The 19998-nt window shown below is 69.0% G+C and carries 15 protein-coding genes and 1 pseudogene; 5 read left to right on the forward strand and 11 right to left on the reverse strand.

The genetic code is table 11. The annotated features are described in order from the left end of the window. Positions 1 to 32: 32 nt before the first annotated feature. The 7 genes from TTY48_RS09245 to TTY48_RS09275 all read right to left on the reverse strand — a co-directional run bounded on the left by TTY48_RS09245 (position 33) and on the right by TTY48_RS09275 (position 8021). Positions 33 to 710, reverse strand: a complete 678-nt coding sequence (locus tag TTY48_RS09245; protein WP_220657215.1) for an SDR family oxidoreductase — start codon at positions 708 to 710, stop codon at positions 33 to 35. A 79-nt stretch (positions 711 to 789) separates the two neighbouring features. After that, the gene (locus TTY48_RS09250) at positions 790 to 2058 is read right to left on the reverse strand and encodes an MFS transporter (protein ID WP_220657216.1); all 1269 of its coding nucleotides are present in this window, start codon (positions 2056 to 2058) and stop codon (positions 790 to 792) included. A 75-nt stretch (positions 2059 to 2133) separates the two neighbouring features. Continuing rightward, positions 2134 to 2619 carry a MarR family winged helix-turn-helix transcriptional regulator gene (locus tag TTY48_RS09255; protein WP_220657217.1) on the reverse strand — a complete coding sequence of 162 codons (486 nt, stop codon included), beginning with the start codon at positions 2617 to 2619 and terminating at the stop codon, positions 2134 to 2136. A 90-nt stretch (positions 2620 to 2709) separates the two neighbouring features. Next, a complete protein-coding gene (locus TTY48_RS09260; protein WP_220657218.1) occupies positions 2710 to 4767 on the reverse strand; it encodes a PhoX family phosphatase in 2058 nt (685 codons plus the stop codon). Between the two features lie 108 nt (positions 4768 to 4875). Beyond that, complete coding sequence (locus TTY48_RS09265; protein ID WP_220657219.1) at positions 4876 to 5973, reverse strand: DUF475 domain-containing protein; 1098 nt, start codon at positions 5971 to 5973, stop codon at positions 4876 to 4878. A 150-nt stretch (positions 5974 to 6123) separates the two neighbouring features. Then, positions 6124 to 7014, reverse strand: coding sequence for a DUF2268 domain-containing protein (locus TTY48_RS09270; RefSeq protein ID WP_220657220.1), 891 nt, complete (start codon positions 7012 to 7014; stop codon positions 6124 to 6126). A 104-nt stretch (positions 7015 to 7118) separates the two neighbouring features. Further along, the gene (locus TTY48_RS09275; protein WP_255585598.1) at positions 7119 to 8021 is read right to left on the reverse strand and encodes an LLM class flavin-dependent oxidoreductase; all 903 of its coding nucleotides are present in this window, start codon (positions 8019 to 8021) and stop codon (positions 7119 to 7121) included. Between the two features lie 124 nt (positions 8022 to 8145). On the opposite strand from TTY48_RS09275, the gene TTY48_RS09280 reads away from it, so the two are divergent. Further along, positions 8146 to 10149, forward strand: a complete 2004-nt coding sequence (locus TTY48_RS09280) for an OPT family oligopeptide transporter (protein WP_220657221.1) — start codon at positions 8146 to 8148, stop codon at positions 10147 to 10149. 95 nt (positions 10150 to 10244) lie between these two features. Here TTY48_RS09280 and TTY48_RS09285 read toward each other — a convergent pair whose 3' ends face one another. The 3 genes from TTY48_RS09285 to TTY48_RS09295 all read right to left on the reverse strand — a co-directional run bounded on the left by TTY48_RS09285 (position 10245) and on the right by TTY48_RS09295 (position 12839). After that, a complete protein-coding gene (locus TTY48_RS09285; protein ID WP_220657222.1) occupies positions 10245 to 11012 on the reverse strand; it encodes a DUF1542 domain-containing protein in 768 nt (255 codons plus the stop codon). 134 nt (positions 11013 to 11146) lie between these two features. Further along, positions 11147 to 12259 carry an inositol-3-phosphate synthase gene (locus tag TTY48_RS09290; protein WP_220657223.1) on the reverse strand — a complete coding sequence of 371 codons (1113 nt, stop codon included), beginning with the start codon at positions 12257 to 12259 and terminating at the stop codon, positions 11147 to 11149. Next, entirely contained in the window at positions 12237 to 12839 is a 603-nt protein-coding gene (locus TTY48_RS09295) for a PadR family transcriptional regulator (protein ID WP_220657224.1), read from the reverse strand. Before TTY48_RS09295 ends, TTY48_RS09290 begins: the two co-directional genes overlap by 23 nt. Positions 12840 to 13052: 213 nt before the next feature. Between TTY48_RS09295 and TTY48_RS09300 the strand changes: the two genes are divergently transcribed. From TTY48_RS09300 to TTY48_RS09310, 3 genes are read left to right on the forward strand one after another with little or no spacing between them, the layout of a single operon-like run. Next, on the forward strand, positions 13053 to 13451 hold the full coding sequence (locus TTY48_RS09300) for a DUF5318 domain-containing protein (RefSeq protein WP_220657225.1): 399 nt from the start codon (positions 13053 to 13055) through the stop codon (positions 13449 to 13451). Positions 13452 to 13506: 55 nt separating this feature from the next. Continuing rightward, entirely contained in the window at positions 13507 to 16458 is a 2952-nt protein-coding gene (locus tag TTY48_RS09305; RefSeq protein WP_220657226.1) for a transglycosylase domain-containing protein, read from the forward strand. 38 nt (positions 16459 to 16496) lie between these two features. Then, positions 16497 to 18116, forward strand: coding sequence for a glycosyltransferase family 87 protein (locus TTY48_RS09310; RefSeq protein WP_374758705.1), 1620 nt, complete (start codon positions 16497 to 16499; stop codon positions 18114 to 18116). A gap of 158 nt (positions 18117 to 18274) precedes the next feature. Here TTY48_RS09310 and TTY48_RS21480 read toward each other — a convergent pair. Beyond that, positions 18275 to 19351 (reverse strand): annotated as a pseudogene (locus TTY48_RS21480) (hypothetical protein); the annotation flags it as partial. Positions 19352 to 19456: 105 nt separating this feature from the next. Here TTY48_RS21480 and TTY48_RS09315 point away from each other — a divergent pair. Further along, on the forward strand, positions 19457 to 19993 hold the full coding sequence (locus TTY48_RS09315; protein WP_220657228.1) for a hypothetical protein: 537 nt from the start codon (positions 19457 to 19459) through the stop codon (positions 19991 to 19993). Positions 19994 to 19998: the final 5 nt, after the last annotated feature.

Raw genomic sequence — 19998 nt, forward strand, 5'->3', positions numbered from 1 at the left:
CGATTGAATAACGAACTCGAATACACAGGCGATCAGCGCGGGCGCAGGACGATCTCCGTGGGGTGCGCATCGGCGGAGGTGTGCACGGCCTGCACCACCGCGCGCGCCACGGTCTCGGGGCGCAGCAGGTTGTCGGCCGAGTAGTCCCGGCCCTCGAGTGCGAAGATCCCCTCCTGCATCTGCGTGTCGATGCGGCCGGGGAAAATGCTCGTCACCCGGAGGGTGGGCTCCTCGGCGCGGAGCGCCTCGGCGAACGAGGTGAGGCCGAACTTGCTGGCGGCGTACGCGCCCCAACCGGGGTTCGCGCGCTTGCCCGCGCCCGAATTGATCAGCACCACATGGCCACCCGCGTCGCGCAGTGCCGGCAGCAGTGCCTTGGTCAGCTCGACCACGGCCAGCAGATTCACCTCGAACATGGTGCGCCAGTCGTCTGCGGTGGTGTCCTCGATCCGCGCGATCGAGGCGATCCCGGCGTTGTGCACGAGCACGTCGAGCCGTGGAATCGATTGCGCGAGAGCGGCCACCGTCGCATGGTCGGTGAGATCGGCGGCGAAGGTGAGTGCCCCGAGCTCCGCGGCGAGCGCATCGAGTTCGGGGGAGGGGCGGCCGCCGAGCACCAGGTCGTGCGTCTCGGCGAGCTGCCGTGCGATCTGGGCGCCGAGCCCGCGGGAGGCGCCGGTGATCAGGGCGAGAGGGCGTTGTTCGCTCATGCGCTCCACGGTAGTTCACCGCCGAGCGACGAGAGCGGCACCGTCCGGCGTGGACGGTGCCGCTCTGCGTGCGAACGGATCAGAACTCCTGGTCTCCCACCAGGGCGGCCTCGGCGGGCACCTCGTGGGTATCGGCCTTGCTGTCGCGCACCTGGGTGAGCACCACGGCGGCCACCACGCAGGCCAGGGCGCCCACGAAGAAGGGCGCCGCCGGGCTGCCGAACCACTGCGCCACGTGGGCCACACCGGTCGCGGCGATGGCGCCACCGGCCCAGCGCAGGAAGTTGTAGCCGGCCGAGGCCACGGGCCGGGGTGCGTCCGCGATCGACATCGCGGTGCCGGTGAACAGGGTGTTGAGCACGCCGGACGGGATACCCGACAGCACCACCACGGTGACCACGACCGCCACGTTCTCGTGGCCGATCGCCGCGATCAGCAACAGCACGCCGTACCCGAGGACGGCGGCGATGGCGCCCCGTCGTTCACCGAGCGAGGCGGCCACCTTGGGGGCGAGCCACACGCCGCTCACCGCCACCAGCAGGCCCCAGCCCACGAACACGGCGCCCACGAAGTACGGGCTCTTGTGCAGCACGAAGGGCGACCAGGCGAGCACCGTGAAGAAAGCGGCGGTGTAGAACGCCGAGCCGAGACCGGTGAGGAACAACCCGCGCTGGCGCAGCGCACGCAGGGGCGCCATGGGGGAGACGGTGCCCTCGGTGGCGCGCTTCGCCTTGGCCTCGGTCGCATCGGATGTGAGCATGGTGGCGCACAGGATGGCGCCGATCAGCATCAGCGTCGCGGTGCCGGCGAACGGACCGCGCCAGGAGATGCCGCCGAGCACGGCGCCGAGCAGCGGACCGACGGCCAGGCCCACGCCGAGCGCGGCCTCGTACAGCAGGATCGCGCCCTGCTGGCCGCCGGTGGCGGCGGAGACGATCACGGCGAGCGCGGTGGCGATGAAGAGGGCGTTGCCGAGGCCCCACACGGCGCGCCAGGCCACGAGCTCACCGATCGAGCCCGCCAGGGCGCAGGCGCCGGAGGCCACGACGATCAGCAGCAGGCCCGCGATCACGGTGCGCTTGGCCCCGAACATCGAGGTGAACCAGCCGATGAACAGCATGGCGATCACCTGTACGCCGAGGTACGAGGAGAACAGCAGCGTGGTCTGGCTCGGGGTGGCGTTGAGCCCCTTGGCGATCGATTCGAGGATCGGATCGACCAGGCCGATGCCCATGAACGCGATCACCGCGGCGAACGCCGTGACCCACACCGCCTTGGGCTGGTGGGAAAGTGTGTCGCGCAAGCTCGGGTGTGCGTGGTCCGCGTTCTGTTCGGCGGTGATCGTCACGTGCAGCTCCTCTCGTATTACTACGAAAGTCTAAGCAATATGGCTCACGAAGAGCAAGCTCCTGTGACGGATTCCTCAGCCGTCCTCGCGGTAGCGGTCGATCAGCAGGTTGAGCGCCGGAATCGCCGCGTTCAGATGCACGCGGTCCTCCTCCGACAACTCGTGCAGGTGCCGCGCCAGGACGGCGTTGCGCGCCGCGATCAGCTCCGAGGTCAGCTGCTGGCCGTGCTCGGACAGCTGCACCACCACGGCCCGCCCGTCGTCCGGATCGGGGCTGCGCTGCACCAGGCCGAGCCGTTCCAGGCCGTCCACCGCGCTGGTCGCCGAGGGCAGCCGGATCCGCAGGAAGCGGGCCAGCTCGCCCATCCGCACCGGACCCAGCCGCAACAGGCTCTGTAGGGCCGACTGTTGCGCCGGAGTCAGATCCGGCCCCGGGGTCGTGCGCTTCATCAGGAAGTGCAGCTGCAGGAGTGGGGAGCGCAGTTGGGCGGCCAGCTCACCGATGCTCGCATCGAGTGCGGCGGTGGAGGCGGCGCCGGAGTCATGGGACGCGGGGGTCATGACTCCGATACTAGGCACAGATTATGGCGGTGCCGGTCCCCCGAACGGCCGGACCGACACCGTCAGATGGCGGGAGAGTTTGCGATCGCGCTACGAACCAATGCTCCCGTTTGTTTTCCAGATCGCCACCACCGCAGGTCGGGGCTCATTCGTCCCGCCGTCGGGCCAGTGCGAGGTGGGGCTGCCGGCGCCGCCGTCGTCTGTCTCACCCGGATGCTGAACTGCGACAAGAACGCGGTTATCCCGGATCACCGGACCACAGGTCTCCGCGCCGTAGGGCACGGTGAGGAACTGCTTCGTCAGGCCCCGGTCCTTGCCCTCCAGCACCACGCCGAACAGGCCGTCGTTGCTCTTGAAGGTGTCCTGCGTGCCGTCGGTCGAGATCCACAGATTGCCGAAGGAATCGAAGGCCACGTTGTCGGGGCAGCTGATCCGGGAGACCTTGGTCTTGTCGTAGCCGCCGTAGTAGGTGTCGGCCGCGGCCGGGTCACCGCACACCAGCAGCAGGTCCCAGGAGAACTCGGTGCCCGTGTGATCGTCGGTGATCTCCAGGATCTGGCCGTTCTTGTTCTTCACCCGCGGGTTGGCGGCGTCGATACCGGCCTTGCCCTCCGCGCCGCGATCGCTGTTGTTGGTGAGCGCGCAGTACACCTTGCCCGTCTTCGGGTGCGGCTGGATGTCCTCGGGACGATCCATCTTGGTGGCGCCCGCCTTATCGGCCGCCACCCGGGTGTACACCGCCACGTTCTCGGCCGGCATCCCGTCGATGTGCGAGGTCGCCTTGCCCGCGGCGTCCACCGTGAGCAGCGGCATCCACTTGCCCGTGCCCTTGTAGCCACCGGCGGGCACCTTGCCGTCCTCCACCTTGGGGCCGTCGAACTTCGCGACGTACAGCGTGCCCTCGTCGAGGATCCGCATGTTCGACTCCATCGCGGCGGGGCCCTTGCCGTCCTGGATCTTTCGCGAACTGACGAACTTGTAGATGTACTCGAACTTCGAATCGTCGCCCGAGTACGCCACCACCGTGCCGTTGGAGGTCACGTGGATGTTCGAGCCCTCGTGCTTGAACCGGCCCATGGCCGAATGCTTCACCGGGGTCGAGCGCGGATCGTGCGGATTGAGTTCGACGATGTAGCCGAACCGGTTGGCCTCGTTGGTCTCCTTGGCCAGGTTGAACCGGTCCTCGTACTTGCCCCAGTTGTGGTAGTCCGAATCCTTGCCCAGGCCGTACCGCTTCCAGCCCTCCTTGAGGCCGTCGATCGGCGGGGTGTCGGCACCGGAGAAGTAGTTGGTGTAGTTCTCCTCGCCGGACAGCATGGTGCCCCACGGGGTGATGCCGCCCGAGCAGTTGGCGATGGTGCCCAGCACCCGGGTGCCGGTGGGATCGGCCGCCGTCTTACAGAACCACGAACCCGCCGCCGGGCCGCGCAGCTCGAACTCCGTCGAGGCCGTGACGCGCCGGTTGTACTCTCCCAGAACGGGAGTCAGCTTGCCGGAACCCGGCTCGCCCTTCACCTCGACCACGGCCAGGCCGTGTGCGGCCATCTCCACGCGCACCTGGTTCTCGGTGGGGTTCTTCTCGTCGTAGCCCTTGAACATGTGCTTGCCCGTGGTGTACTCCTGGTTGCACACCATCAGGAAGGTGTCCGGCTTACCGTCCACCGGGATCAGATCGGTGAAATCGTTGTTGTAGCCGAACTGCTGGGCCTGCGCCTCGGGAGTCTGGTTGTCGAAGTCGAACTTCGGCGCACCGGGCAGCACCGGATCGCCCCAGGCGATCACCACGGCCTGCTCGTACCCCTGCGGAATCACCACGCGGTCTTCGCTGTTCGCGGCGACCGAGGTGAAATTCAGTCCGGGAGCCTTGATATCGGCGCCGGGCGCCGCACCGGCTGACGAAGACGATCCCGCCGAGCCCGTGCTCGCATCACCGCACGCGGCGAGCACCGTCGTCGCACCCACGCCGACCGCGGCGATGCCCGCGCCCTTGAGCACCGTGCGGCGGGTCAGATCGCCGAAGTACTCGTTCTCGGAGGTGTTGTCGTGCGGACGGAAGCACTGCTCGCCGCACTTGTACTTGCAGGTGGTGTGCGAGCGGGCGGACTGGCCGTCGTGATCGACGAGCAGGCGCAGATTGGGCAGACGCATGAGGCTCCCTCGGGGCTGAGGCGGGGATCGGCTGAGTGAATCAGCGACAATGTCTCAGGGCCACGTGAGCGGCAGGGAAAGTCTTGGTAACGCGGAGGCAAAGTACCGTCAGGCGGCGTCCGCGGGAACCTGCCCCGCCGCGATCCGGCGGTTGCGGATCACGCTCGAGATCATCGCCGCGATGATCAGCACCAGGCCGATGAGTCCCGTGACCACCTCCGGTACCGGGGTCCCGATCGAGTACAGCAGGATCACCGCCAGGGCGCCGATCGCCCAGTGCGCGCCGTGCTCCAGGTACACGTACTGCGACAGCGTGCCCTGGCGCACCAGGTACACCGTGATCGAGCGGACGAACATCGCACCGATCAGGCCCAGGCCCAACGCGATGATGATCGGGTCGGCGGTGATCGCGAAGGCGCCGATCACCCCGTCGAAGGAGAACGAGGCGTCGAGCACCTCGAGGTAGAGGAACAGGAAGAAGCCCGCCTTGCCCGTCGCCTTCGCCAGGTCCGACGGTCCGCTGTTCGGCTTGCTCTGCGCGTCGAGGTCGGCGATCTCCGCCTCCTCGTCGATGTGGAAGAGCTCGCCCAGCCCGTTCACCACCAGGTAGGTGATGAGGCCGAGCAACCCGGCCACCAGCACCGTGGTCTCCTCGCCCGGGTGGGCGATGTACATCGCGGTGTACAGCAGTGCGCCGCAGGCGATCACCACCGACAGCTGATCGAGCCGGCCGATCTTCTCCAGCGGCTTCTCGATCCAGCTCAGCCAGGTGACGTCTTTCTCCGACAGCACGAAGTCCAGGAACAGCATCAGCAGGAAGATGCCGCCGAAGGCCGCGATCTGCGGATGCGCCGCGGTCACCAGCGATTCGTAGGTGGGGGAGCCGTCGGTCGGCGGGTTCAGCGCGAGCCGCATGGCATGCACCGGGTCGAGTCCGGCGGTGATCCACACGATGGCCAGGGGGAACAGCAGCCGCATGCCGACCACCGCGATCAGGATGCCCACGGTGAGGAACATCTTCTGCCAGAAGTCACTCATCCGGCGCAGCACCGTCGCGTTGATCACGGCGTTGTCGAAGGAGAGGCTGATCTCCAGCACGCCGAGGATCGCCGTGAGGAACAGTGCCTGGGGACCGCCGTAGAGGTACGCGACGATCAGGGCGGCGATCGTGACGACGATCGAGAGGCCGAAGGTCCGCAGTGCCACCGGGCGCCTTTCCATGGGGTCGGGCTCGGTGGGTCACCGAGCTGGTTCGCACATCGAACCTACGCCGCTCGTAGCCCGCACGCTCACAGGGCCGTAGTGACGCGGCGTCGGGTGACCGCAGCAGTCGGTGGTGGCCGAGCTGTGAGCGGGTCAGCCGCGGTCTTCGGCGAGGCCAACAGCGATGACTTCCTGCGCGTCGGTGTGCACCGCCTCAGCGGCGGTAATCCTGCGCACGGCGAGATAGGTGTCGACGAGCCGATTGCCGACTGCGTAGCCGGCACCGGTCGGCACCCCGAGAGGAGGGGCACCGAACCGGCCCGCGATCGCGTCGCCTAGCACCCATGAGGCGAAGTTCTGCATCCCCGTGACATCCAGATGGTCGGCAACGGTCGCGAACAGCGCATCGTCGTGACGGTGACGCACGCCGATCCGGGAGGCTCCGAGTTCGTCGCCGAACTGCTGACGGGCAAATGCATCCGCTAGCCCCTCGGAGACGATCTGCTCGCCGACGGTGACCGTCGTCGGGTCCCAGACGACGCCGCCTGGCGCATACCGCACGTTATGGTCGAATTCGTGCACGGCCGTTGCCTCGACCCGCTCGAGATTCTCCGGGGATGGCCAGATATTCAGATACAGATAGCCGGTGACGCTGCCGTTCGCGGTGAGGCCGAGCGCCTCCTCGAGAAAGATCCGATCACCCGGGTCGCCCACGACCAGCAGGACTGTGACTGCCGGTAGATCGACCCGCTCCAGCCCATCCTGGAGCCAGGCGGTGGCCTCATGAAGCGCTCGCTCGACCCGTCCCCAGGCATCCGCCGCATGCAGACGCTCGACGGCGTCGATGCAAGCTTCCGTGTCACGGTCAAGCGGAAATCCCGACGAGGCCCGGTGCATCGCCGCCAAGTCCACGGGTCCGGGGAAGTACCGGTACATCCCCATCATCGGCTGCCACATTCGCTCAAGTAGCGCCGGGCGCTCAGCGGCAGGCGCCTGCAGGACTGTCAGCATGGATGTGTACGTATCGAGGACCGTGATCTCCATACCGCGACCGTAAAGCCTCCCGTGACGGGAGGGTCAAACCGTAGCGCTACCTACCACTGCGCCGGGACGAACCTCCGTGCGGTGAAGCCGGCCCAGTCTCCCGATCAGGACGTTGCGGGCGTGAGGTGCCGCGCGGCGAAGGCGTCGAGGGCGTCCTCGGTCCCGAGGTAGGGCTCGTCGGGGCGCGGCCAGTGCAGGATCACGTCGGTGAAGCCCAGCTCCGCGGCGCGCCCCACGGCATCGTCGGCCGCATCGGGTGAGCTGAGGCTGTAGGTTCCGCCCGAGTCGATCGACAGGTGCCGCTCGATGCTCGCCGGATCGCGCCCGGCCTCGGCCAGCGCATCGTCGAGCCGCGTGCTCAGCTCGGCGACGCGCGACCACCAGGCGTCGCCGCCGTCACCGTCGGGTCCGGTGGTCACCCAGCCCTGCCCGAGCTCCGCCACCAGTCGCAGGCCCTTCGGGCCGTTGGCGGCGAGCACGAAGGGCATCCGCGGGCGTTGCGCCGGCTCGCCCACCATGCGGGCGTCGACGGCGCGGAAGAAGTCACCGTCGAAGGAGATGCCGCCGGGCTCGGACTCGAACCGCAGCAAGGCGTCCAGGCCGCGGGTGAACTCCACGAAACGCTCGTGCCGCCGCCGCGGGCTCAGCTCCTCCTGTCCGAGTACGAACGAATCGAAACCCGTTCCGCCCGAACCGATCCCCAACACCAGGCGGCCGCCCGAGATCTCGTCCACGGTGCCCAGGTCCTTGGCGAAGGGCACCGGGTGCCGGAAGTTCGGCGAGGTGACGAAGGTGCCCAGACGGATCTTCTCGGTCACCAGCGCGGCGGCCGTCAACGTGGGGATCGTGGCACCCCAGGGCTGATCGGCCAGGGTCCGCCAGGACAGGTGGTCGTAGGTCCAGGCGTGATCGAAGCACAATTCCTCGGCCTTGCGCCACCGCCGCCGGGCCTCGGGCCACGGGAATTGAGGCAGGATCACCACACCGAAACGCAGGGGATTTCGCACCCCGTCAGCCTACGACTCGGTACCTCACCGCACGACCTGTCCCGTTTGCGGCATACGATCGCGGCCTTGGTCCTAGGGTTTTCTCGTCGGTCGACCCGACCCTCACCGCTGATAAGGGGTACACATGTCCAGTCCGGCTTCCGCCGCGCCGCGATCCGGCGTGCGCGAGCTGACAGTCCGCGGCATCGCACTCGGTGCCGTGATCACGCTCGTCTTCACCGCCGCCAACGCCTATCTCGGGCTCAAGGTGGGTCTCACCTTCGCCACCTCGATCCCGGCCGCCGTGATCTCGATGGCGCTGCTGCGCTACTTCGCGAACCACTCCATCATCGAGAACAACATCGTCCAGACGATCGCGTCGGCCGCGGGCACGCTCTCGGCCATCGTCTTCATCCTGCCCGGCCTGGTGATGATCGGCTGGTGGCAGGGCTTCCCGTACTGGACCACCACCCTGGTCTGCCTGGTGGGCGGCGTCCTGGGCGTCATGTACTCGATCCCGCTGCGGCGGGCACTGGTCACGGGATCGGATCTACCGTTCCCCGAGGGTGTCGCGGCCGCCGAGGTGCTCAAGGTGGGCGACACCGCCGAGGGCGCCAAGGAGAACAAGACCGGCCTGCGCCTGATCCTCGTCGGCTCGCTGGCCTCCGCGGGCTACGCGCTGCTGGCGAAGATGAAGGTGGTCGCCGAGTCGATCTCGATCCCGGTGAAGATCGGTAGCGGCGGCACCATCGTGGTTCCCGGCCTGTCGTTCGCGCTGATCGGCGTCGGTCACCTGGTGGGCGTCACGGTGGGCATCGCGATGATCGTGGGCCTGGTCATCTCCTACTTCGTGCTCCTCCCGATCTGGACCGCGGGCGATCTGGGCGGCAGCGAGGCCTTCTCGGACGTGGTCAACAGCGTCTTCAAGAACGACATCCGCCTGATCGGCGCCGGCGCGATCGGCGTAGCCGCCGTGTGGACGCTGCTCAAGGTGCTCGGACCGGTGCTGCGCGGCATCGGCGAATCCATCGCCTCGGCGCGCAAGCGCCGCGACGGCCAGCTGGTGGACATCACCGAGCGGGACATCCCGTTCCCCTACGTGGCCGGCGTCGTGCTGGTCTCCATGGTTCCGGTCGGCGTGCTGCTGTGGCTGTTCACCACCGACACCGCGCTCGACGGGAAGGCCGGCGGCATCATCGCGCTGAGCGTTCTCTTCGTGCTCGTGCTGGGCCTGCTCGTGGCCTCCGTGTGCGGCTACATGGCCGGCCTGATCGGCGCCTCCAACAGCCCGATCTCCGGTGTCGGCATCCTCGTGGTGATCGCCGCCGCGCTGCTGATCCGCGCGGTGTACGGCCCCTCGACCGGCGACGAATCGCTGGCGCTCGTGGCGTACACGCTCTTCACGGGTGCGATCGTCTTCGGCATCGCCACCATTTCCAACGACAATCTCCAGGACCTCAAGACCGGTCAGCTGGTGGGCGCCACCCCCTGGAAGCAGCAGGTGGCCCTGGTGATCGGTGTCGCCTTCGGCTCGGCGATCATCCCGCCGGTGCTCGATCTGCTGCAGAAGGGCTTCGGCTTCGTCGGTGCTCCGGGCGCGGGCGATAACGCGCTCGCCGCACCGCAGGCCTCGCTGCTCGCGAAGCTCTCCGAGGGCGTCTTCGGCGGCGATCTGGACTGGGGCCTCATCGGCCTGGGCGCGCTGATCGGCGTGGTCGTGATCGTGATCGACGAGGTGCTCACCCGCGCCGGCAAGTTCCGGTTGCCGCCGCTCGCCGTGGGCATGGGCATGTACCTGCCGATGAGCGTGACGCTGATGATCCCGGTGGGTGCCGCACTCGGCTACTACTACAACCGCTGGGCCGACCAGTCGGCCAACGCCGAGGGGCGCAAGCGCCTGGGCACGCTGCTCGCGACCGGCCTCATCGTGGGTGAATCGCTGTTCGGCGTGCTGTACGCCGGCATCGTGGTGCTCGCGGACCGGGTGCCGGACCTGCCGATCATCGGCGGCAAGGCGGAGCCCCTCGCGCTCCCCTTCATCGGCGAGGGCTACCTGCACTGGGGCGAGGCCCTGGGCGCGCTCATCTTCGTGGGCGTGATCTACGTGCTGTACACCCGCACGAAGAAGCTGGCCGCCGCGGAGGGCTGACGACCTTCTCGCTCCCAGAACAGACTCCCGCTCCCGGAATTCCGGGAGCGGGAGTTCGTTTCGGGAGCGAGAGTGCGGGCCGACGGTGCGCGGGACTAGAAGTCGAAGCCTCCGAAGTCGCCGCCTCCGAAGTCGCCGCCTCCGAAGTCGCTGAAACCGCCGCCGTCCCCGCCGAAGTCGCCTCCGCCGATGTCACCCCCGGTGTCGCCGCCGTCGAATCCGCCGTCCATGCCGGCACCGTCGGCCATCACGGCCGGACCGACCCCGGCCATACCGGCGAACAGCGAGCTGAACAGCAGGTAGCTGCCCACGCCCCAGGCGCCGGCCACCAGCGCGGGCTTCCACCAGGGCTCGCTGTACCAGCCCGCGGGTACGGGGCGGCCGGCCACGACGCCGCCGGGGTAGTAGTTCGGCGTGCGGTCCGACGGCCCGGGGGAGGCCGCGAGCTCGCGACCCTCGACCTCGACGGTGCGGTCCTCGGTGACGGAGCCCGCGGCGCGCTGACCGTCGAGCTCGGGGATCGGCGGCCCCGGATCGAGATTCATGGCCACCCGGGCGGCCCGGGTGTAGTACAGGCCCTCCAGCGCGGTCTGCTTGGCGAGCCGGGCCTGCGCGGGCGTGGTGGCCTGCGCGATCTGGGAGCCCGCGGCGTTGTACCGCTCGCCGGCATCGGCGAGCGCCTGCTGCGCGGCCTCGTTGGACCCGACCAGGTTGTTCACCTGGCCGGAGAGCCGTTCGATGGTGGCGCGGGCGTCGGCCTGTGCATCGGCGAGGGCCTCGGCCTTGTTGTTGCGGCCGCGGGCCACGCTCACACCGGCGAACGCGACGGCGGCGATCACGACGAGGACGAGCACGATTTCCATGTCTTCGACGCTACCGACGGCGCGTGCCCCGCGGCTTACAGAAGTATGAAGAATCGGACCTTTCGCCGGCAGCGAAAAGCCCGCCACCGCCGGACGGACCGGGGGTGACGGGCTGATCGAGTCGAACGCGGGGACTAGTCCGCGCCGATGATGAACTCCTCGAGCTGCTTGCGCGCGACATCGTCGGCGATCTGCTCGGGCGGCGACTTCATCAGGTACGCCGAGGCGGGGATCACGGGGCCGCCGATACCGCGGTCCTTGGCGATCTTCGCGGCGCGCACGGCGTCGATGATGATGCCGGCCGAGTTGGGGGAGTCCCACACCTCGAGCTTGTACTCCAGGTTCAGCGGCACATCGCCGAAGGCGCGGCCCTCGAGGCGCACGTACGCCCACTTGCGGTCGTCGAGCCACTCCACGTAGTCCGACGGGCCGATGTGCACGTTCTTGTCGTGCACCTTGCCCGACAGCGGGCCGGTGAGGTTCGAGGTGACGGCCTGGGTCTTGGAGACCTTCTTCGACTCGAGGCGGTCGCGCTCGAGCATGTTCTTGAAGTCCATGTTGCCGCCGACGTTGAGCTGGTACGTGCGGTCCAGCGTGACGCCGCGGTCCTCGAAGAGCTTCGCCATCACGCGGTGGGTGATGGTGGCGCCCACCTGGCTCTTGATGTCGTCGCCCACGATCGGGACGCCTGCCGCGCGGAACTTCTCGGCCCACTCCGGGTCGGAGGCGATGAACACGGGCAGCGCGTTGACGAAGGCCACGCCCGCGTCGATGGCGCACTGCGCGTAGAACTTGTCGGCCTCCTCGGAGCCCACGGGCAGGTAGGAGACGAGGACGTCTACCTCGTTGTCCTTGAGCGCCTGCACCACGTCGACGCCCTCACCCGGCGCCTCCTCGATGGTCAGGCGGTAGTACTTGCCCAGGCCGTCGAGGGTGTGGCCGCGCTGCACGGTGACGCCGGTGGGCGGCACGTCGGCGATCTTGATGGTGTTGTTCTCCGAGGCGTTGATGGCATCGGAAAGGTCGAAGCCGACCTTCTTGCCGTCCACGTCGAACGCGGCGACGAACTCGACGTCGCGCACGTGGTACGGGCCGAACTTGACGTGCATGAGGCCCGGGACCTTCGCATCGTCGGCCACGTCCTTGTAGTACTGCACGCCCTGCACCAGCGACGAGGCACAGTTGCCCACGCCGACGATCGCAACGCGCACCTTAGTGGAATTGTCAGTCACCGTTCTTCCCTTCATTCGGTGTCAGTCGGTCGGCTCCGGGAGCGGAGCGAGCGGGCCGATCCAATTGGTCGGAGCGCGATTCAGCGGCGATCAGCTCATTGAGCCACCGCACCTCACGCTCCGTCGTCTCCAGTCCCAGCTCGTGCAACTGCCGCGTGTACGTCTCGCTGGCACCCCCGGCCGCGAGGGCCCGACGGAGCTCCTCCCGCCGCTCCTCGACCTGCCGGCGGCGTCCTTCGAGGATGCGGAGCCGGGCCTGGGCGGGAGTGGCGGTGAAGAAGGCGAGATGCACGCCGAAGCCGTCGTCCGTGTAGTTCTGCGGACCCGTATCGGCGACCAGGACGGAGAACCGCTCCTGACCGGCGGGGGTCAGCTGGTAGACACGGCGCGCGCGGCGCTTGCGGGCAGCTGCAGGGGGGCCCGGTGCGGCTTCTTCGACGATGTACCCGGCGTCCTGCGCGCGGCGCAGGGCGGGGTACAGCGAACCGTAGGAGAAGGCGCGGAACGGGCCCAGCAGTTCCGTCAGCCGCTTGCGGATCTCGTAGCCGTGCATCGGGGAGTCGTGCAGCAGGCCGAGAACTGCGAGTTCGAGCATGTGACGCCTCCCTTCCTGCGCGGCGCCGGGCCGCAGGGGGCTGACGCGAGTGGATCTATCTCTTCAATGCGATCGGCTGTTGTATCGCGCCGATATATAGGACGATACCCCAGCGTGTGATGGGCATTGCAATGGCACGGCGGTGTGAGGGCACGCCGCGGGCGGTATCCCCTTGTCGAGGCGTATCCCAGCCGGGGCACGTACATTGGATCCGTGCGAACGCAGAGGCAAACGGTGGACTACGCGCTGCAGCGGCGATCGCTGCTCGCGTCGGTCAACGCCGGGCGCACTGCGGTGAAGTCGGTGTGCGACGCCGATCCGTACCTGTTGCGCGCGGCCAAGTTCCACGGCCGACCGTCGGAGGTGCTGTGCCCCATCTGCCGCAAGGAACAGCTGACGCTGGTGTCCTGGGTGTTCGGGGATTCGCTGGGTCCGGCCTCCGGATCGGCCCGTAGCGACGCCGAGCTCGGTGAGCTCGAATCGTCGCGGCCGGAGTTCTCGGTGCACGTGGTGGAGGTCTGCCGGTCGTGCAACTGGAATCATCTGGTGGAGTCCTACGTGGCCGGGCTGCCCCCGCGGCCCAAGCGCAAGCGCCGCGCGGCGCCCGGATGAGCGCGCACGGGGGAAGTAGAACGATCACGACGAAAGACGGAGCGGAGAGCAAGCGGTGACGAACCCGGGCGGAAACGACGAGCGGAACGGGGCGGTCGGGCGACCGTCGCGCCCCGAGGGCGATGCCCCCGGGCCCGCCGGACAGAACCGGCCCCCGCAGAGCCCCGCGCCCCAGAACGGTCCGCAGGGCCCGCAGCAGGGCGGCCCGCAGCGGCCCCAGCCGAGCGGTCCGCGGCCCACGCAGTCGCCCACTCCGCAGGCCGCGCCGACCGCGCAGTTCCCGGTCGTGCCGCCCCAGCCCTCGGACCCCAAGCCCGCGGACTCGAAGCCCGCCGATTCGAAGCCTGTGCCTCCGTCGCAGGCTCCGCAGTCCTCGGACCCGCAGCCCACGACCCCGGCGCAGGCTCCGCAGTCCTCGGGCCCGCAGCCCACGACCCCGGCGCAGGCTCCCCGGACCGAGCCCGCGGCGTCCAAGCCCGCACCCCCCAAACCCATCCCGCTGCCGGGCGGCCCCGCGAAGTCGGCCTACCAGCCGCTTTCCGGGCGCCCCGTCGACGAGCAGGAACTCGCGGCCGAGGCCGATCGCGGCGGTGCATCGCGACCCGAACCCGAGGCGCCGGCCGAGGAGCCGCCCGTCGTCTCCCGGGGTATCGATCCCGCCGTCCCCGCCACCGGCGGCGGATCGGGCGGTGACGGACCGAAGGGTCCCGACGGCCCGGACGGTCCCGACGGCCCGAAGGGTCCCGATGGGCCCGACGGCGGAGACGATGCCGGAAACGGCGAGGAGGGACCCGACCGGAAGGGGTTGCGCGGACTCGTGGGTGGATCGACGATTCGCAAGGTGGTGACCGCCGGCGTGACCGCGGTCGCTGCGATCCTCGTGGTGGCCGTCGTGGCCTTCGGCATCGGGTACTGGCGCGCCGATGTGCCGCAGCCGGGCGAGATCGAGACCAACCAGGTGGCCACCATCGTCATGAAGGACGGCAACACCCCGATCGCACGGGTGGTTCCGCCGGAGGGCAACCGCACCATCATCCCGTCCGAAGAGATCCCGCAGGTCATGAAGAACGCGATCATGGCCATCGAGGACCGCGACTTCATGACCAACCCCGGGTTCTCGCTCAAGGGCTTCGCGCGCGCCGTGTGGCTGCGCATCCCGGGCGTCGCCAGCGACGGACAGGACGCCGGCGGTGGCTCCACCATCACGCAGCAGTACGTGAAGAACGCGGTCGTCGGCGACGAATCCTCGCTGACCCGTAAGTGGAAAGAGCTCATCATCTCCACCAAGATGTCGCGCAGCTGGTCCAAGGACGACATCATGGCCGCGTACCTCAACACCATCTACTTCGGTCGCGGCGCCTACGGCCTGCAGTCGGCCTCGCGCACTTTCTTCAACGTCGACGCCAAGGACCTCAAGGTCGATCAGGCGGCGCTGCTCGCCGCGATGGTCCGCGCACCGTCGATGTACGACCCGGCCACCAACCTCGAGGACGCCACGGGCCGCTGGAACCAGGTGCTCGACGGCATGGTCGAGATGAACAACCTCGACCCCGCGCAGCGCAAGGCCCTGAAGTTCCCGCGCGTGGCGCAGCAGTCGAAGAACCAGGGCGGCGACGAGCTGTCCGCCGGCCCGAACGGGCTGATCCGCACCCAGGTGCTCCGCGAGCTCAAGGACGCCGGGATCGACGAGTCGACCCTGAACACCCAGGGCCTCAAGATCACCACCACCATCGATCCGGCGGCCCAGGCCGCGGCGGTCAAGGCGGCCCGGAACATGGCCGAGAACCAGCCGAAGGACCTGCGCACGGCCATCGTCTCGGTGGACCCGAAGACCGGCGGCGTCATGGCCTACTACGGCGGCGAGGACGGCAACGGCTACGACCGTGTCCAGGCCGGCCTGCAGACCGGATCGTCGTTCAAGGTGTTCGCGCTGGTCGCGGGCCTGGAGCAGGGCATCCCGCTGTCGCGGGTGTACTCCTCGGCGCCGCTGAAGACCACCGGCGTCACGGTGACCAACTCCGAGGGCGAGTCCTGCGGCTCCTGCAACCTGGCCACGGCCATGAAGATGTCGCTCAACACGGTGTACTACCGGCTGATGATGGACCTGCGGAACCAGGCCCAGGACGTGGCCGACGCCGCGCACAAGGCGGGCATCGCCGAGAGCTTCGGCGGCATCTCCAAGACCCTGCAGCAGAACGACGGCAGCGGCGTCGAGGGCGGCGTGGTGCTGGGCCAGTACCAGAGCCGGCCGATCGATATGGCGTCCGCGTACGCCACGCTGGCCGCCGAGGGCATCTACCGCGCACCGCACCTGATCTCGAAGGTGACCACCGCCGACGGCCGCACCCTGCTGGACCGACAGAGCGATCCCGGTGAGCGCCGGATGAGCAAGGACGTCGCGAACAACACCACGGCCGCGCTGCAGCCGATCGCCTCGTACTCCAACGGCAACGGCCTCGCCGGCGGGCGCGCCTCCGCCGCCAAGACCGGCACCGCGCAGTACCAGGACACCGGCCAGAACAAGGACGCCTGGATGGTGGGCTACACCCCGTCGATCTCGACCGCGGTGTGGGTCGGCAACGATGCGGGCGGCCCGATCAAGAACCAGTGGGGCGGCAGCATCTACGGTTCCGGCGTTCCGTCGACCGTCTGGAAGCAGACGATGGACGGCGCGCTGTCGGGTACCGATTACGAGACCTTCCCGACGCCGGGCGCGATCGGCGGACAGGCCGGTGTGCCGGTCGAGACGCGGCGCAGCAGCCCGGCCTCGGCGTCGGCGTCCTCGTCGGCCGATCCGAGCGGTCCGGAGACCTCGCGCACCATCCCGGGCCTGCCGGGCGTGCCGATGCCCACCTTCCCGTGGGATCCGACCACCACTCCGCAGACCGGCTACCCCACCTACCCGGGGCAGCCGACCACGCCGCCGCGGCGCCCGGTGCCGGGCCAGGGCCCTAACAACAACCCGGGCCAGACGGTGCCGCCGAGGGTCCCGAACCCGGTGCCGTGACGTCGGAGCCCGCGACGGATCAGACCGAGGACGACCGGCTGCACGTGAGCCCGGGGCGGTTCGACCCGGCCACGGTGGCCGAACCCGACCGTGACATCCCGAGCTACACGAACCCGGTCGCGCGGGACTTCTCGACGGCGCTGGGCGGCCCGGTCGGCGCGCACGCGCTGATCGGATTCCAGCGGTTCTTCACGCCGCTGCGGTTGATCCTGCTGGTCGCGGTGCTCTTTCTGGCGCTCGGTTGGACCACGAAGGCGGGCTGCCTGCAACAGAAGAACGACAACGGCAACCTGGTGCTGGACTGGTCGGCGAACCGACCGTACGCGTCGATGTGCTACTCGGACACCGTGCCGCTGTACTCCGCGGAGCGGCTCAACGAGGGCCTGATGCCCTACAAGACGCAGTTCTTCGACACCGATCCGCTGGGACAGCCGCAGGAGCGGTACATGGAGTACCCGGTGCTCACCGGCATGTACCAGTACCTGTCGATGCGGGTGGCCAAGCTGTGGACCTACCTGCACGAGCAGTGGGGGGTGCCGGCGGCCATCGAGGTGGTGCTGTTCTTCACCGTGGCCGCAGTGGGCCTGGCGCTGTTCTGGCTGATCGCGGTGTGGGCCACCACCCTGTTATCGGGGGCCGCCCGCCGGCCCTGGGACGTCATGCTGATGGCGGCCTCGCCGCTGGTGATCGTGCACGCCTTCACCAACTTCGACGCGATCGCCGTGGCGGCCACCGCCGTGGGGATGCTGCTGTGGGCGCGGAACCGTCCGGCGTGGGCGGGCGTGATCCTCGGCCTGGGCGCGGCGGCCAAGCTGTACCCGGCCTTCCTCCTGGTGGTGCTGCTGTTCCTGTGCCTGCGTGCGGGCGCGCTGCGGCCCTGGGCCACCGCCGCTGCGTCCGCCGCCGCGGCCTGGCTGGCGGTGAACCTGCCGGTGCTCGCGCTGTGGCCGAAGGGGTGGTGGGAGTTCTTCCACCGCAACTCGATCCGCGCCGTCGATATGGATTCGATCTACGCGGTGATCAGCTCCTTCACCGGGGGCTGGGTGTTCGGGGGCACCGGCCCACGCGGCGGCGCCTCCACCACCGCCAACATGATCACGCTGGTGCTGTTCCTGCTGGTGATCGTGGGTGTGGGCTACCTCGCGCTGAAGGCGCCGCGCCGTCCCCGGGTGGCCCAGCTCGCCTTCCTGCTGGTCGCGGGATTCCTTCTGGTGAACAAGGTGTGGAGCCCGCAGTACTCGCTGTGGCTGATCCCGCTGGCCGTGCTGGCGATCCCGCACACGCGGATCCTGCTGGCGTGGATGACGATCGATGCGCTGGTGTGGGTGCCGCGGATGATGTACTTCCTGGGCATGCAGAACAAGGGTCTGCCCGAACAGGCCTTCACCGGAGCGGTCCTGCTCCGAGATATCGCTGTGATCGGGTTGTGCGCCTTGGTGATCCGACAGATCTACAATCCGGACGAGGATCTGGTGCGGTCCACGTTCCCGGGGCCGTTCTCGCCGCCGCTGGACGATCCCGCGGGCGGCCCGCTCGACGGTGCGCCGGACTCGCTGCCGCAGTCGCTACGCAGCCGCAGCGGTCGACCGGGCAGGTACCAGAGGAAGAACAGCAGCATCGCGGCCCGGCCCCAGACGCCGATCCACACGCCCCACTGAACCCACCACGTGATCGGCTGGTTCGCCGCGTGCTCGGAGAAGTAGCTCCACACGGTGAGTTCCAGGCTCAGGTCGAACACCAGGTAGGCCGCGATCGCACGCCAGTCCACCTTGAGCAGGACGAAGAAGGGCAGCAGCCACAGCACGTACTGCGGCGAGTGCACCTTGTGGAAGAGCATGAACGCGGCCAGGATCGCGCCGCTCACGCCCAGCCATGGGTACACGCCGGTCCGCCGGTACCGGAGCCAGCCCACCACCAGGAGCACCACGATCGCCGCGACGATGAGCAGTGGCGACGCCCCGGAGACGAAGTCGTCGTAGTCGGCGGGGTCGCCGAAGATCTCGCGCACGCCCCAGTACCAGACCGAGTTGGTCGACAGGTCGGCCGTGCGCAGCTCCTGGAACTTCAGTGAGGCCCGCCAGCCCTCGTATCCGAACACCATGAAGGGCACGTTGATCGCCACCGCGACCACCACGGCGGTGGCGGCGGTGGCCGCCGCGCCCACCCAGTCCAGCAGCCGCCAGTCCACGCGGGCCCGCGGCCCGGGACCGTCGGGCAGGGCGACGGTGCCGCCCCGGCCGTGGGTGAGCACGTAGAGCACGAGCGGCGCGACGAACAGGCCCGGGTAGATCTTCAGGTCGAAGCCGATGGCCAGGATCGCGGCCGCGGCCATGGCCGGGAGCCGGATCGAGCCGCCGTTGCGGTCGGCCCAGGCCATCACGCCGAAGGCGGCGGTGGCCGCCGCGACCACCGGCAGTTCCATGTTGTGGAAGGCGTACAGCGCGAGCGGCGGCGTGATCGCCCAGATCGCGGCGGTGCGGCCCGAGACCTTGGCGAGGATCCAGCCGGTGAGCAGGCCGAACGGGGCCAGCAGCAGCGCCATGTGCGCCAGGAACTCGGCGTCGTTGGTGGCGCCGATCGCACCCACCCAGAACAGCAGCCCGCTGAGCACGGGGTATTCGATCGCGCCGCCCTGCAGCTTGCCGTCGGCATCGATCCAGCCGGTGAGATACGGGAAGACGTGGTTGTTCACATCGCGACCGGACCACAGGTACTGCAGGTCGGAGTAGCAGATCCGGGTGGGGGTATCGGCGAAGCCCATGGACCGGCCGAACTCGTCGAAGGGCGCGCCCGTGCACTGGGCCTTGATCTGATAGCCGATGACCAGGGCCAGAGCGGTGAGGCCGAGCACGGTCCACGCGACCCGGTCGAAGCGGATCGTGGGACGAGGCATGGCGTCCACCTTATCGCCCGTGGCCGCGATGTCCGGTTCCGGTCCGCTGCTAACGCATCAGCCGCTGCGGGCGATCACAGTGCGTACACCGAGGAGAGGCCGGGCATGCACCGATCGACGCGTTTCACGGCAACGACGGCACTGGTCGCGGCCCTGTTGCTCACCGCGGCCTGCGGCGGCACCGGGACCACGGCGAGCCCCACGGTCACCGTGACCACGGCACCGTCCGGCGATCCGGGCGGTGCGGACCCGAGCACCTCGCCGACGGTGCCGGTCACGGCGAACGACACGGTGGCGCCCACGCCGCTGCCGCCCGGTCCCGGCGGCGCGAGCCGGGTGCTCACCGCATCGGGCAAGACCACCTGCAACATCCGCGCCGATCTGGTGGAGTGCCAGTCCGAGGAGTTCGGCCGCAGCTACCGCGCGAAGACCGGCGAGCCGGCTACCGGATTCGTCTACCGCGGCGGCGAACTCGGCTGGTACTACGGCAACATGGCGGTCACCGCGCCGGCCACCACCCTGCGCTACGGGAGCGCCTACTCCGCCTACGGCTGGGTGGTTACCGCCCGCCCCGAGCGGACGGTCTTCACCCGGGACGGGCACGGCGTCAGCGTGGACGTCGCGAACACGACCACGTTCTAGGCGCC

It is taken from the genome of Tsukamurella sp. TY48, from assembly GCF_019656655.1.
Lineage (GTDB): Bacteria > Actinomycetota > Actinomycetes > Mycobacteriales > Mycobacteriaceae > Tsukamurella > Tsukamurella strandjordii.